Raw genomic sequence first — 14646 nt, forward strand, 5'->3', positions numbered from 1 at the left:
GTTTCGAGCCAGTGTTTGCGGGCAGTCGGTTGTCGTCGAGCCCCTGATGCTTCTGGCCGGATTTCCGCGGCACCGCAACCGCTGGGCGCTCGGACGGCAGCAATTCTTGTTACAGCACGCGACCGGAAGCGTCATGATATCCCATAGAGATTTAACATTATCACAAAAAATGTGGTGGCTTGTACGACGTTTGCTGTTATATCGGAACCGGGTTGCACGGGAAAGCCGCGGGAATGAAGAGCGACGGCCGTCGGCAAGGCATCATGGATTTTCTGATCGACACCGGCACCGCCAGTGTCGACGATCTTGCTTCGCGCTTCGGCGTGTCGAAGATGACTGTCCACCGCGACCTCGACGAGCTCGAGGAAAGCGGTTTTCTGCGCAAGGTGCGCGGCGGCGCCTCGATCCAGCCGAGCAGCCTTTTCGAGAGCGATTTCCGCTATCGCCAGCGGCTGGCCGGCGACGAGAAGAAGCGCATCGCCGCCGCTGCCGTGACGATGATCGAACCGGGCCAGACGGTGATCATCGACGACGGCTCGACCGCGGGCGGCGTTGTTCGGCACCTTGCCGATCTGCGTCCGCTGACGGTGATCTCGAACAATCTGGCCGTCATCCAGGATTTGGCGGGCGTTGCCGGCATCAACCTGATTGCGCTTGGCGGCCAATACAGCAAGAAGTTTCACGGTTTCTTCGGCCTGCTCGCCGAAGACACGCTGAAATCATTGCGCGCCGATGTCGCCTTCCTGTCGTCGTCGGCCGTCCATGGTGCCTCTGCTTTCCATCAGGATCAGGAAGTGGTCCAGACCAAACGTTTGATGATGGCCGCAGCGGCGCGCAAATATCTGCTGGTCGATCATGGGAAATTCGGCCGCACTGCCTTGCACTTCCTGACCGATCTCAAGGCCTTTGACACGGTATTCACCGGCCGCGAGCCGCAACCGCAGATGCGCGCCGCGCTGGATGGTGCCGGCGTTTCGCTGACGGTGATCGCAGAGTAGGAGGGCACGTATGGTTTATTGGGTCGGCACCAGCTGGAAAATGAACAAGACGCTCGCCGAGGCGATGGCTTTCGCCAAGGCATTGGACACATTCGTGCCCGGTTTCGACGAACGCGTCCAACCTTTCGTCATCCCGCCCTTCACGGTGATCCGCGAGGTCAAGAAAGCGCTGTCGCCGACGCGCATCAAGGTCGGCGCGCAGAACATGCATTGGGCCGACGCCGGCGCCTGGACCGGCGAGATCTCGCCGGTAATGCTGAAAGACTGCGAACTTGATATGGTAGAGTTGGGCCACAGCGAACGGCGCGAGCATTTCGGCGAGACCGACAAGGCTGTCGGGCTGAAGACTGCGGCCGCGGTGAAGCACGGCTTGGTGCCGCTGATCTGTGTCGGCGAGACCCTGGCACAGCGCGACAGCGGGCAGGCCGCTGCGGTGCTGGCCCTGCAGGTGCACGGCGCGCTGCAGTTTCTCGAAGGCGCGGCGAAGGCGGCGACGATCCTGTTTGCCTATGAGCCGGTCTGGGCGATCGGCGACAAGGGCGTGCCGGCCAGTTCGGACTATGCCGACAGGCAGCAGGCGCTGATCAAGAAAATCGCCCGCGACCTGCTGCCGGTGGTGCCGCCGGTGCTTTATGGCGGCAGCGTCAATCCGCAAAATGCCGCCGAACTGGTCGGCCAGCCCAATATCGACGGCTTGTTCATCGGCCGCTCGGCCTGGCAAGCGGACGGCTATATCGACATCCTCAAGCGCGCCTCGGCGGCGATCTGAAGCATCGAACAGGAAGGAAACCGAACATGAAAATAGCTATTGGAGCCGACAGCGCCGGCAAGCCGCTGCTCGACGTCATTGCCGCTCACCTCGCCGCCAAGCCCGGCCTCACGGTCAGCGATCTCAGCCAGGCGGGCTACTATGCCGACCTGTCGCAGAAGCTCGCGCAGACTATCCTGGACGGCGAGAACGATCGCGGCATCCTGTTTTGCGGCACCGGCATCGGTGTATCCATATCCGCCAACAAGGTGCCCGGCATTCGCGCTGCACTCACCCACGACACCTATTCGGCCGAGCGCGCGGCAAAATCCAACAACGCCCAGATCATCACCATGGGCGCGCGCGTCATCGGCCCGGAACTGGCCAAGTCGATCGTCGACGCCTGGCTCGCATCGGAATTCGATGAGAAGGGACCATCGGCCGGCAATGTCCAGGCGATCGACAGGCTCGACGCGGCGAAACGGGGTTAGACCAGACTGTTCCACATCGCCCTGATGATCGTCACGGCCGACGCGGCGCCGGGGTCCATATGCCCGAGCGAGCGCTCGCCGAGCCGCGATGAGCGGCCCTTGGCGGCGATCATGTCCTTGGTCGCCTCGGCACCTCGTTCGGCCGCTGCAAGTGCAGCATCCAGGCTCTCGGACAGGCTCTTGCCGGCTTCCTGCGCGGCACAAGCTGCTTGCGCCGCCGGCAGCCAGGCGTCGACCATGGTCTTTTCGCCGAGCTCGGCCTTGCCGCGATCCTGGATGCCTTGCGCCATCGCCCGGAACATGGCGACGACGTCTGCGTCCTCTAGAATTGCCTTGCCTTTGACGGCGACGGCACCGCGCATGAAGGCCGTCGCATAGAGCGGGCCTGACGAGGCGCCGACGGCGTTGAGGAAGGATTTAGCCGCGGTGTTGAGCAGCGCCGTCGGCTCGGTCGCCGCGAGGTCGAGTTGCGCCAGTGCATCGCGCGCAGCAGTGAAGCCTAGTGCCATGGCGATGCCATGGTCGGCGTCGCCGATGACGCCGTCGAGCCGGCAGAGCCGGTCCTTGTCGGCGTCGATCGCCGCCGCGATCGCATCGAACATTCTTTTCAACCCGGCTGTGTCGATCGAGGTCATGACGCCCTCTCAGCCGGCACGGAACATGGCGCAGTCGCAGGGATGGTCGAGCATCGCCTGCAACTCGCCGTCGAGATGCATCAGCGTCACCGAGGCGCCGGCCATTTCGAGCGAGGTGCAGTAATTGCCGACCCAGGTCGCGTGGACGGAAACGCCGATATCGTCGAGCCTCTGCTTGACCCGCCGGTTCATGATGTAGAGTTCCATCAGCGGCGTCGAGCCGAGCGAGTTGACCAGCACCGCGACCTTGTCGCCGCGTGCCGGCGCCATCTCGTCGAGGATTTTGTCCAGCATCTCATCGGTGATCTCGTCGGCTGTTTTCAGTTTTCCGCGCGCGATGCCCGGCTCGCCGTGAATGCCCATGCCGATCTCCATCTCGTCCGGACCGATCTCGAAATTCGGCCGGCGGGTCTGCGGCAGCGAGCAGGGCGACAGCGCCACGCCCATGGTGAAGGTGTGATCGTTGGCCTTCCTGGCGATACGCTCGCACTCGTCGAATGACAGCATCTGGTCGCATGCGGCACCGGCGGCCTTGAATATGAAGAAATTGCCGGCGACGCCGCGCCGCTTCTGCCTCTGGTCGCGCGGCGCCGAGGCGACATCGTCGGTGGTCAGCACGGTGCGCACCTCGATGTCGTCCATTGCCGCCATTTCGGCGGCCATGTCGAAGTTCATCACGTCGCCGGCATAGTTGCCGTACATGAACAGCACGCCGGCGCCACCGCTGGCCGCCTTGGCGCATTCGAGGATCGGGTCCGGCGGGGGCGAGGCGAAGACGTTGCCAATCGCCGCGGCGTCGGCCAGCCCCTTGCCGACGAAGCCGAGGAAGGTCGGCTCATGACCCGAGCCGCCGCCGATGACAAGGCCGACCTTGCCGGGGCGTGGGCCGTCGCGGGCGATGATGGAGCGGGGGCTTCCGTCCGCACGTCCGAGATGGCGCGGATGCGCGGCCAGAATGCCCTCCAGCATCTCGTCGACAGTGCGGTTGCCGTCATTGATGATCTTCTTGGTCTGCACCGGCATCCTCCTGTTTCGTGAGATACTACAGCGCCTTACCGGGATTTCCACCCGGCGGGTGGAGGTTTCACGCCGCGATGTGTTCGCGTGCCGCCAGCAGTTGCACGCAGGCATTGGCCGCCTCTTTGCCCTTGACCCTGAAATGCTCGAAGAAGAAGCGGTGATGGTCCGCGCTGTCATGGTAGTTGTGCGGCGTCAGCACCGCCGAAAGCACCGGCACACCAGTCGACAGTTGCACGTTCATCATGCCGTCGAGGACCGCGCTTGCCACAAACTCGTGCCGGTAGATGCCGCCATTGACGACAAATGCCACGCCGAGGATAGCGGCATAGCGGCCGGTTTCGGCAAGCGTCTTTGCATGCAGGGGAATCTCATAGGCGCCGGGAACATCGAAGACATCGACGGCAAAGCGTTTCTCTCCGAGAACCGCCAGTTCCGCCTCGAATGCTTCAACGCATTGGTCGACGATATCGGCGTGCCAGCGCGCCCGAATGACGGCGACGCGGATCGTTTCATAGTCGTTGTGGGAATGCTGATTCATGGGTCCATCCTTCCGTTTCGAACCAGAATCAGGACGCACGATACGGAGTCCGAACCGCGAAAGCGGACCGTCTTCCATTTCGTTCTCTTCCATCCGGACTGTGACCGTCGGCTCCGGAATCGCACCGGATCTGCTGACCCCTCCGGCTAACCGGAAAGCGCTCGCGGGCTTGGGCCGAGACCCTTACCGCCGGTGGGGACTTTCACCCCGCCCTGAGAACATTGACGGCGTTTGTATGGAAGGGCCCGATAGTGCTGTCAACCACCGGCATCGTCGCGGATTGCGCAGAAATAGCCATCCGTTCCGACCTGGTCACCGTTGCGGGCGAGGGAAGAGAGCATCAAATAGCGATCACGGGCAAGGCAGGCAGCACCTTGTCCAAGGTGATGGGAAATTCACGCACTCGCGCGCCGGTCGCGTTGTAGATGGCGTTGGCGACAGCAGCCCCCGCACCGCACACGCCGAGTTCGCCGAGACCCTTTGCGCCAAGCGGGTTGGCCTTGTCGTCGTCTTCCTCGAGGAAGACGACCTCCATCGCGGGGACGTCGCCATTGACCGGCACATGATACTCGGCAAGATCGTGATTGACGAAGTGGCCATAGCGCGGATCGAGCACCGTCTGCTCCATCAGCGCTGCACCGATCCCCCAGGTCATGCCGCCGATGATCTGCGAGCGCGCGGTCTTGGCGTTGAGGATACGGCCCGCGCCGATCACAGCCAGCATCCGGCGCATGCGGATTTCACCGGTATCGCAATCGACAGCGACCTCTGCGAAATGCGCGCCATAGGAATGCTGCGAATAAGTCTTGTATGACTGGGTGGTGGCGCCCGCGGCTACGGAGCCTTCGGCCTCGAACCCGTCGGGAGCGATCCCTCGGATGAGATCGGCCAGGCTCGCCGACCGCTGGCCGATCCTGACCGCGCTGTCGGTAAAGCTTGCCTCGGTGGTGTTCGCGCCGCGCAACGGCGAGGCTTCGCTCGACTGCGCCGCCTCCAGGATCCGTTCCTTGAGGGCGTTGCACGCATTATACAAGGCCGAACCCGCGCTTGCTGCGCCCCAGGACCCGCCGGAGCCGGCGGTGCGCGGGAAGCGGCTGTCGCCGAGCTCCACCTTGACGGACGAGATCGGCAGACCGAGGCTCTCGGCGGCAATCTGGGTCAGGATCGTATAGGTGCCGGTCCCAATATCGGTCATGTCGAGCCGCGCCGTAACCCGAGCCTCCCGGTCGATCGCAACGCGCGCCGTCGCCGCGCCGATGTAGTTCGGACGGATCGCCGCCGCCATGCCGTAGCCGATGAGCTTGCGGCCCTCCCCGGTTCGGCCCGGTGTCGGGTTTCTCCGCTTCCAACCGAAACGGCGGGCGCCTTCCTCCATGCAGGCGACGAGATTGCGGGTGGAGAACGGCACGCCGCGCTCGGGATCCTGTGCCGGTTCGTTGCGGATCCTGAGTTCGATCGGGTCCAGGCCGACCCGCTCGGCGAGTTCATCGATTGCGCATTCGAAAGCCAGCATGCCGGGCGCTTCGCCGGGCGAGCGCATCCATTCGCCGCGGTTGATGTCCAGCGGAACCAGGCGATGGCGGGTGAGACGGTTCGGCGCCGCATAGAGCGAGCGCGCAAAAACTGCCGTTTGTTCGCAGTACTCCTCGAAGCTGGACGTTGCTGACCAGACATCGTGCGCGATCCCGGTGAGCCGCCCGTCGGTGTCCGCGCCGAGACGTACCTGTTGGATCATCTCTGCGCGGTGACCGGCATTGGCGAACATCTGTTGTCGCGTCAGCGCGATCTTCACGGGGCGCTGCAGCACCTGTGCTGCAAGCGCGGCCAGGATCGTATCGACATGGGCAATCAGCTTGGAGCCGAAGCCTCCGCCGATGAAGGGGCTCACGATGCGCACTCGCTCGGGCGGGATGCGAAGCGTGCTGGCGACCCCGGCCCGGAAGTTCGCGAGAGTTTGCGCCGATGTATGGATCGTCAACTCGTTGCCTGACCAGGCAGCAAGCGTCGCATGCGGCTCCATCGGATTGTGATGTTCGAAGGGGGTCCGGTAAGTGGCATCGATCTTGACCGGGGCGGCCGCAAAGGCGCTCTCGAAGTCGCCTACCGCGCTGTCGGTCTCGAAGCCGGCATTTGTCCGCTTTGGTGCATAGGCGTCGGCCTGATGGCCCGTTAGATCGTAGAGGCCCGGCTCCTCGTCGTAGCGTACTCTGATGAGGCCGGCAGCAGCGCGTGCCGCCTCGAACGTCTCCGCAACGATCAGCGCGACGGGCTCGTCGTAATACCGCACCCGATCGCTGTTGAGCGCGGGCCGGGCGCGGGTAAAGACCTCCGGCACCGTCGGCGTGATCGATGGGCCGAAATCCGGCTGGGCCGGCGCATTGCGGTGCGTCATGACGAGCAACACCGCCGGCGCCCGTTCGGCTTCGGTCGTGTCGATCTCGGCGATGCGGCCCTTGGCGACGGAGGCGCCGAGAATGTAGCCATAGGCTGTACCATCCAGCTCATTCTCGTAAGCATATGTGGCGCCGCCCGTCACTTTGAGCGGACCGTCGATGCGGTCGATCGGCCTCCCGATGATGCCAGCATCGGGACGAGGTTTCACCCTTGAATGGGTGGCGGAGCCGGGCAGTCCGGGTATGGTCTCGTTCATAAGTCACCTAAAGATTTTCATTTGGAGTTCGGAAGCATCGAGGCTGCGACGACGCCTCTCCTCGCACCTCCATGTTCGTCGCGCGGCGGGCCGGAGCTCACGCGGCGATCTCGCCGAAATACTCGCGAAACTCGACCAGCCTCCCCGTCGGGCCGGCCCGCATGAAGATCGCATGCAGGCCAGTGTAGGGCGCGCCACTGATTGTCCCGCTCCCGCGATCGCAGACGATGACCCAGTCGGCCGCGAAGAGCTTGAGATCGACGGTCGATTTCGTGATCCTGTTTCCCTGCGCTTGATGCGCGGCGGTCCAGGCTGCGAGTGCCCGCTTGCCTTCTGGCGGTCCGTGTCGGCCTCGTTGCTCGCCGACAGGGAATTGGAAGGTCATCGTCTCATCGCAACAATCGAGGAATGCCATCCAGTCGCCAGAGGCCCAGCCGGCAAAGAAGGCGTCGACGGCCGCCTCGAGCACGTGCCGAGCTCCCGGGTCGGATGTGGCGCCCCAAGCTGCGGCGGCAGAAACAAAAAGGCCGCCACCCGCGGCGGCAACGGCGCGTCGCGTGAGTTTCATATCGATCTCCTGCTCGGCGCCTGCATCCGGGAACCGCTGTTCGGGGTCGTCGTCTCTGTCATCGTGTCACCTCACGCACTCTCGACGGCAGCAGCGATTGTGTGCCGCATCGTCCGTTTCGCCAGCGGGATCTTGAAATCATTGCCGCCATGCCCGACGGCTCCGGCGAGTGCGACTTCGGCCGCGTTGGTAAAGGCAGCGTCGGACGCCGACGCTCCTGCGAGCGTGCGCTCCGCCTCGGTCGCGCGCCAGGGCTTCGCGGCCACGCCGCCCATGGTGATCCGAGCGCTTCGGATACGATCGCCGCTTTTCTCGACGATTGCTGCCACCGACACCAGCGCGAAGGCGTAGGAAGCACGGTCGCGCACCTTCCGGTAAAGCTGCCGGCCGGGCGGTGGCGGCGGCAGGGCAACCGCGACGACCATTTCGCCGTGGCCGAGCACGGTCTCCACATGGGGCATCGTCTCGGGCAATCGATGGAAATCGTCGATCGGGATCGTGCGGGTCTCGCCGCTGGGCGAGACGGTCTCGATCCTGGCGTCGAGCCCAGACATGGCGACCGCCATGTCCGAAGGATGGACCGCGATGCAGGCTTCGCTCGCGCCGAGTACGGCGTGCATTCGGTTGAAGCCTTGAAGCGCCGCGCAGCCCGAACCCGGCTGGCGCTTGTTGCAGGGCATGTTGCGGTCGTAGAAGTAGGGGCAGCGCGTGCGCTGCAGGAGATTGCCGCTGGTCGAGGCCTTGTTGCGTATCTGGCCGGACGCTCCCGCCAGCAGCGCTTGCGTGAGCATCGGGTAGCGCGACCTCACCCGCGGGTCGGCGGCAAGATCGCTGTTGCGGACCTGGGCACCGACCCGAAGCCCGCCTTCCGCCGTCTCCTCGATCCGATCAAGCGGCAGCCGGCTGATGTCGACGAGATGCGCTGGGCGCTCGATCTCGAGCTTCATCAGGTCGAGCAGGTTGGTGCCGCCGCTGATGAACCTGGCGTCCGGCCGGGCCGCGACCGCGGCGGTCGCCTGCTCGGCACTCGTTGCACGCTCATAAGTGAAGGACTGCATTGCTCATGCCTCCTCTGCCGCGTCGCGGATTGCAGCGACAATGTTCGGATACGCGGCACAACGGCAGATGTTGCCGCTCATCCGCTCGCGGATCTCGGCATCTGTGAGAGCGACGGAAGCCGCTGCCACGTCGGCGCTCGCATGGCTTGGCCAGCCGGCCCGCGCCTCGCCCAGCATGCCAACCGCCGAGCAGATCTGGCCTGGCGTGCAGTAGCCGCACTGGAAACCGTCGCGGGCGATGAAGGCGGCCTGCACCGGATGCAGCCGGTCACCCTCGGCAAGGCCCTCGACCGTGGTGATCTCGTCGCCTTCATGCATTGCGGCAAGCGTCAGGCAGGAATTGATCCGGCGTCCATCGACAAGCACCGTGCATGCGCCGCACTGGCCGTGGTCGCAGCCCTTCTTCGAGCCGGTGAGGCCGAGATGGTTGCGCAGGGCGTCGAGCAGCGTCGTTCGCGGGTCGAGCTCGATGGCAAGATCCTTGGCGTTGATCCGCAACGACATCGTCATCGTCGGTACCGGCGTGGCCGATGCCGCCGCCGTGACGGTCTCGGCCGGCTCGGCGTCAACCGGTATGCCGGTAGCCAGGAGCACCCCGGTCGCAACACCGCCTTCCAACACCATCCGACGCGTCGGCCCGCTCGTGTTGTCCGTTTTGGCCATGCATGATCTCCCAGTCGCAATGAAGCGCAGACGGCAACTTGACCCGAGCGAACCCTCGGGTTCTGTCACCCAACGACACTGGAGGTGGGAGTGCGGGCGGCGGCTTTCTTTCAAGAAACCGGCGGCACTATCAGGATTCTGGAGAAGAATTCACCCGATAGGCACGAGGCGTCATGCCCCTCAGACGTCGGAAGGTCGTGGTGAAGTGGCTCTGGCTTGAGAAGCCGAGCCGAAAGGCAATGATACCGATCGACAAACCCGTCTCGCGCAGCAGCGCCTCCGCTTGCCGCACCCTTTCCTCGATCACATAGGCATAGGGTGGAAGGCCGGTCGTCGCCTTGAAGCGACGCGCAAAACTGTCGACGGCCATGCCCGCGACGGCTGCCAGCTCGCTTAGCGAAATGTCGGAATTCATATGCGTATCGATGTAGTTCCGAACGCGACCAAGTGCCCGGCGGCTGAGACAGCCGTGACGTACAAACCGCTGTTGCTCCCGGCTCAGGTTGGCCACGCGGAGACTGACGAGGGCGACCAGATGCTCGACATAGGCAGTGTCCGGCTTGTGGCCGAGTGCCATCTCGTCACGAAGCGAACTCAGCAGCGTGGCGACGACCGCGTCTTTCTTGTTTACCAGTATAGGCAGGTTCCTCAGGCGTTCGCATCCGGGAAGCCCGATATCGGGATCGATCCACAGGGCTGAATAGGAGAGGTTTACATCTCGATAGAAGCCGTGTCGCTCCGCGCCTGCCGGGACGAAGGTGAGGGCTCCGGGACGGTCCCTTCCGTCGTAAAGGGATCGTGCCCCGTGCCGAATGGATGTGTGGGACGTGCCGCCTTCTTCGGTCAGCACGATCAGATGATGAGGGGCTGTCCAGCGGAGCTCCGCCTCCCGGCACGCCCACCGCCGGTTGTCGAAAACGATCGAGGAGCTGACCCATGACGCGGTTTGCAGGGGCTCCGACTTCTCCTCCTGGCTCCGAATCCGTCCGTCACCAAGCAACGGTCTGAATGACATCGCGGCATCCCGCTGGTTCACTCGCCGGCCCGTGGTCAGCCCCGGCTTCGAGCGTTGGGCGCCGCCCCGCCGCTACGCATACGGCCGTCTATGTGGGACAGGCAACCGGCGTTTTTAACCGTGCCGTGTTCAAGAAATCGTGAGATCAGGCAAATCCAGAGCGCCCTCCCGGCAAAGCGGATTATCCGCGCTCGGGAAACATCGCCTTCAGGCCTTCGCGCGAGGCCGTGGCGACACCGCGTTCGGTGATCAAGCCGGTGACCAGCCGCGCCGGCGTCACGTCGAAGGCCGGATTGGCCGCCGGCGTGGCTTCCGGTGACACGCGTACCTGGGCGATCTCGCCGGAAGCGGTCTTGCCCCAGACCAGCGAGACCTCGTCGGGTGAGCGCTGTTCGATCGGGATTTCGGCCAGCCCGTCGCCCACCGTCCAGTCGATCGTCGGCGACGGCAGCGCGACATAGAACGGCACGTCGTTGTCGTGGGCCGCCAGTGCCTTGAGATAGGTACCGATCTTGTTGCACACATCGCCGTCGGCGGTGGTCCTGTCTGTGCCGACGACGACCATGTCGATCTGGCCGCGCTGCATCAGATGGCCGCCGGCATTGTCGACGATCAGCGTATGCGGCACGCCGTGGCCGGCCATCTCCCAGGCGGTCAATTGGGCACCCTGGTTGCGGGGTCGCGTTTCGTCGACATAGACATGGACTGGAATGCCGGCTTCCGTCGCCAGATAGATCGGCGCGGTTGCGGTGCCGTAGTCGACCGTGGCCAGCCAGCCGGCGTTGCAGTGGGTCAGGATATTGACCGGTTCGCCCGGCTGCTTGCGCGCCGCGATCGCCTTGATGATTTCGAGCCCATGGGCGCCGATGGCGCGATTGAGGCCGACATCCTCGTCGGCGATCTCGCCGGCACGCCGATATGCAGCCGCGGCACGTTCTGGCAGGGGAAGCGTCAGCAGGAAGCGCTGCATTTCGTTCAGCGCCCAGCGCAAATTGATCGCCGTCGGGCGCGTTTCGTGCAAGGTTGCCCAGACGGCGTCGAGTGCCGCATCCGACGGATCATCGGCCATCTGCATGGCGACGCCATAGGCCGCGGTGACGCCGATCAGCGGCGCCCCGCGAACCCACATGTCGCGGATTGCCGTGGCGATGCCGGCGACGGTATCGATCTTTTCGATGCGGAAATCATGCGGCAGCCAGCGCTGGTCGATGATCTCCACCGAACGCCCGTCGTCACTCGGCCAGATGGTGCGGTAGTGGCGGTCGCCGACGTTCAAATCCTGCTCTCCCGTTCGATCAGCGCGGCCAACCGGTTGACCTCGTCGATGCTGTGGATCTGGCGCCGGTTGACGGCGAGGTGACGGCCGAATTTCAGCGCCTTTGCTTCACATCTGGCGCGCAGATCCGGATCGGCAATGGTCTCGAAATCAGCATTATGGGCAAGGCCGAGAATGCGCCGGTGAACCTCGACGCCGGCAAAGCCGAGCAGATCGGTCCAGATCGACTGCAGCATGTGGTCGAGCGCCTGCTCGGCGCCAAGCCTGTCGCCCTGATCTTCGAACAGGCTCTTCTGGTAGAGCATGCCGGTACGCTCCGTCCGCCACAGCTGCGAGAACTCGGCGCGGAATACCGACCATGTCTCGACCGTAACGCCGAGTAGATAGTCGCGCATGGAATCGCGGCTTCCGCCCTGTTCATGGCCGCTCTGCGAGAAGTACGCCATCCAGAAATTGGCGAGCAGCATGCCGACGTCGAAGGCGATCGGCCCGTAGAAGGCGAATTCGGGATCGATCATCCGCGTTTCGGCGTCGGTCACCATGATCGAGCCGGAATGCAGGTCGCCATGCAGCAGCGTCTCGGCATTGGCAGCGAAGATGTGCTTCATCCGCTGCGCCTCGACCTTGAGGTCGCGGTCGGCACGCAGCTCGGCGACAACGCCATCGAGCTGTGGGCTGGTGTGCCGGTTCATCTTGGCATCGAAATATGGATCCGAGAAAACCAGGTTCTCGGTGATGTCGCAGAGTTCGACATTGTCGGCGAACAGCGCCAGATCGGCCTTGCGATCCCTGGTCGCCATATGCAGGTCGGAGCCGCGAAACAGCGTGCGGGCCATGAATAGGCCGATGTCTGTCGCGATGTTGGGCAATTGCCGGCCCTCGATCAGCGCCCGCCGCAAGATAATGTGCGGCGACAGATACTCCATGATGATCAGCGCCTGGCCTTCGTCGAAGTGATATATAACGGGCACCGAACCCGGCGCCCGCGCCTGTTGCCGCGTCAGCGCATGGTATTCGAAGAAGGAACGCTTCAACGGCAGCGGCCAGCTGTCGCCGACCAGCCGGACGTAGGGCAGGGCCTGCTTGACGACGGCCGCACCCTCAGCCCCCTCGACGATGAACACAAGGTTCAGATTGCCGTCGCCGACTTCACGAACCTTCCACTGGCTCGTATCCTTGCCGATCTGCGAACACAGGGGCTCGTTGGCACCGAGACGGCCCGCCAGTGTCTCGACCGACAGTGCTTCGAACGGCGATTTCCCAGTCATCCTCACCTCCCGCTCATGTGCTCCGATGATAGCGGAGCCAATGCGGCCGGGCCAAGCTAGGAACCCCGCTGGCAATTGTCAATCGTGTTGACAATTGCCGATATAGCCCATAGCGTCACGGTCAGGGAGGAACGAATGGGCAATGATGCCGTGTTCCGCGTCGACGGCCTGAGGAAATCCTTTGGCCATATCGAGGTGCTTGGCGGCGTCTCGCTCGAATTGCATGTCGGCGAAGTGACCGTGCTGATGGGCGCCAACGGCGCCGGCAAATCCACCCTCGTCAAGATCATCAGCGGCGTTTACGACCATGGCGGCGGCTCGATGTCGCTTGCCGGGCATGAGTTCGACCCGAAAACGCCGGCGGAGGCGATCCGCGCCGGCGTCGTTACCGTCCACCAGAACATCAATGACGGTGTCGTCGCCGACCTCGACGTCGCCACCAATCTCACCCTCGACAGGTTGAGCGGCAGCGGCGTGCCGACCCTGTTCAATCCAGGCCGGGTGCGTCGCGAGGCCAAGGCGGTGGCCGACCGCATGGGACTGGCCATCGACCTCAAGGCCCGCATCAGCGATCTCTCGCTTGCCGACCGCCAGATGGTGGCGATCGCCCGCGCCATGGCGCACCGGCCGAAAGTGCTGATCCTCGACGAGCCGACCTCCTCGCTGTCCAGCGCCGAGGCCGACCGGCTGTTCGCATTGCTCGACCGGCTCCGCCAGCAAGGCGTGGCGATCCTCTACATTTCGCACCGTATGTCTGACATCAGGCGGCTTGCCGATCGCATCATTTCGATGCGCGATGGGGTTATCTCAGGTATCTTCGACAAGAAGCCGCTGGATTACGAAGGTGCGGTCAACGCCATGCTCGGCCGTAAGATCCAGCTCGAGCGGATCGTCGCCAGGAATTCGGCCAAAGCAATTTTCACTGCCGACGCGCTACGGATTGCCGAAGGCGCCAGGCCGATTTCGCTGACGCTCGGCGATGGCGAGGTCGTTGCCATCACCGGCCTTGTCGGCGTCGGCAAGACCGCGCTCGCCGAGACGCTGTTCGGCCTGCGCCAGCCGCTGGCCGGCACCATGATGCTGAACGGGAAACCCTATGCGCCGGGGTCGACCGGCGAAGCGATTGCCGCCGGTGTGTTTCTCGTCGCCAAGGACCGGGGCGAAAACGGCATCGTCGGCGACTTCAACATCCAGGAGAATATCAGCCTGCCGTTCCACAGGCGCATGTCGCGTCTCGGTGTCCTCAAACGCCGTATCGAACGCGCCATTGCCCGCCAGCAGATTCAGGAGCTCGGCATCGTCTGCCGCTCGGAAAAGGACGAGATGTCCGCCCTTTCCGGCGGCAATCAGCAGAAGGTGATGGTCGCCCGCTGGATGTCGCAGGCGGCAAGGCTTTTCATCCTCGACGAGCCGTTTCAGGGCGTCGACATTTCGGCCAGGCGCGACATCGCCGCCAAGCTGCGGGCCAGCGCCCATGGCCGCGCGACACTGCTGTTCGTCACCGAACTCGACGAAGCCCTGGAGACGGCCGATCGCATCCTGGTGATGTCGGAGCAGACGATCGTCGGCGAGCACCGCAATACCGATGTCGATGTCGAGCGTCTGCTGGCCGAAGTGGCGGGCGGGCCGTTGCACAGCGCAGCCTGACGGCGGGAAGACGACGAGAATTGGAATGGAGAGGGCATGAGTTCAGGTTGGGTAAAGACGTTGCCAGCAGG

14 protein-coding genes and 1 riboswitch are annotated in these 14646 nt (G+C 64.1%); of the genes, 4 read left to right on the forward strand and 10 right to left on the reverse strand.

The features are described from left to right. Positions 1-233 precede the first annotated feature (233 nt). From AC0L2Y_RS00900 to derI, 3 genes are read left to right on the forward strand one after another with little or no spacing between them, the layout of a single operon-like run. Positions 234-998 carry a DeoR/GlpR family DNA-binding transcription regulator gene (locus AC0L2Y_RS00900; RefSeq protein WP_352489466.1) on the forward strand — a complete coding sequence of 255 codons (765 nt, stop codon included), beginning with the start codon at positions 234-236 and terminating at the stop codon, positions 996-998. A 10-nt stretch (positions 999-1008) separates the two neighbouring features. Further along, positions 1009-1767: a triose-phosphate isomerase gene (locus AC0L2Y_RS00905; protein ID WP_473553092.1), complete on the forward strand. Its 759-nt coding sequence runs from the start codon at positions 1009-1011 to the stop codon at positions 1765-1767. A gap of 26 nt (positions 1768-1793) precedes the next feature. Further along, complete coding sequence (gene derI, locus AC0L2Y_RS00910) at positions 1794-2237, forward strand: D-erythrulose-4-phosphate isomerase (RefSeq protein ID WP_473553094.1); 444 nt, start codon at positions 1794-1796, stop codon at positions 2235-2237. Here the strand turns inward: derI and dhaL are convergent. The 10 genes from dhaL to mtnK all read right to left on the reverse strand — a co-directional run bounded on the left by dhaL (position 2234) and on the right by mtnK (position 12928). Then, on the reverse strand, positions 2234-2872 hold the full coding sequence (gene dhaL / locus AC0L2Y_RS00915) for a dihydroxyacetone kinase subunit DhaL (RefSeq protein ID WP_473553096.1): 639 nt from the start codon (positions 2870-2872) through the stop codon (positions 2234-2236). The genes derI and dhaL overlap by 4 nt on opposite strands. A gap of 9 nt (positions 2873-2881) precedes the next feature. After that, entirely contained in the window at positions 2882-3889 is a 1008-nt protein-coding gene (locus tag AC0L2Y_RS00920) for a dihydroxyacetone kinase subunit DhaK (RefSeq protein WP_473553098.1), read from the reverse strand. 67 nt (positions 3890-3956) lie between these two features. After that, complete coding sequence (locus AC0L2Y_RS00925; RefSeq protein WP_473553100.1) at positions 3957-4430, reverse strand: 6,7-dimethyl-8-ribityllumazine synthase; 474 nt, start codon at positions 4428-4430, stop codon at positions 3957-3959. A 77-nt stretch (positions 4431-4507) separates the two neighbouring features. Beyond that, a riboswitch (FMN riboswitch) is annotated at positions 4508-4654 on the reverse strand. A 116-nt stretch (positions 4655-4770) separates the two neighbouring features. Beyond that, positions 4771-7080, reverse strand: coding sequence for a xanthine dehydrogenase family protein molybdopterin-binding subunit (locus AC0L2Y_RS00930; RefSeq protein WP_473553103.1), 2310 nt, complete (start codon positions 7078-7080; stop codon positions 4771-4773). A gap of 97 nt (positions 7081-7177) precedes the next feature. After that, the gene (locus AC0L2Y_RS00935; RefSeq protein WP_473553105.1) at positions 7178-7648 is read right to left on the reverse strand and encodes a nuclear transport factor 2 family protein; all 471 of its coding nucleotides are present in this window, start codon (positions 7646-7648) and stop codon (positions 7178-7180) included. A 71-nt stretch (positions 7649-7719) separates the two neighbouring features. Next, positions 7720-8706 carry an FAD binding domain-containing protein gene (locus AC0L2Y_RS00940; protein ID WP_473553107.1) on the reverse strand — a complete coding sequence of 329 codons (987 nt, stop codon included), beginning with the start codon at positions 8704-8706 and terminating at the stop codon, positions 7720-7722. A 3-nt stretch (positions 8707-8709) separates the two neighbouring features. Continuing rightward, on the reverse strand, positions 8710-9369 hold the full coding sequence (locus AC0L2Y_RS00945) for a 2Fe-2S iron-sulfur cluster-binding protein (protein WP_473553109.1): 660 nt from the start codon (positions 9367-9369) through the stop codon (positions 8710-8712). Positions 9370-9499: 130 nt separating this feature from the next. Further along, positions 9500-10384: a helix-turn-helix domain-containing protein gene (locus AC0L2Y_RS00950; protein ID WP_473553670.1), complete on the reverse strand. Its 885-nt coding sequence runs from the start codon at positions 10382-10384 to the stop codon at positions 9500-9502. 181 nt (positions 10385-10565) lie between these two features. Continuing rightward, entirely contained in the window at positions 10566-11660 is a 1095-nt protein-coding gene (gene mtnA, locus AC0L2Y_RS00955; protein ID WP_473553112.1) for an S-methyl-5-thioribose-1-phosphate isomerase, read from the reverse strand. Continuing rightward, positions 11657-12928 (reverse strand): S-methyl-5-thioribose kinase, encoded by a 1272-nt coding sequence (gene mtnK / locus AC0L2Y_RS00960; protein WP_473553114.1) that lies wholly within the window; start codon positions 12926-12928, stop codon positions 11657-11659. The genes mtnA and mtnK overlap by 4 nt, the downstream gene beginning before the upstream one ends. 135 nt (positions 12929-13063) lie before the next feature. Between mtnK and AC0L2Y_RS00965 the strand changes: the two genes are divergently transcribed. Continuing rightward, positions 13064-14575 (forward strand): sugar ABC transporter ATP-binding protein, encoded by a 1512-nt coding sequence (locus tag AC0L2Y_RS00965; RefSeq protein ID WP_473553116.1) that lies wholly within the window; start codon positions 13064-13066, stop codon positions 14573-14575. The last annotated feature ends 71 nt before the right edge of the window (positions 14576-14646 follow it).

This window comes from Mesorhizobium sp. WSM4830 (genome assembly GCF_055811495.1).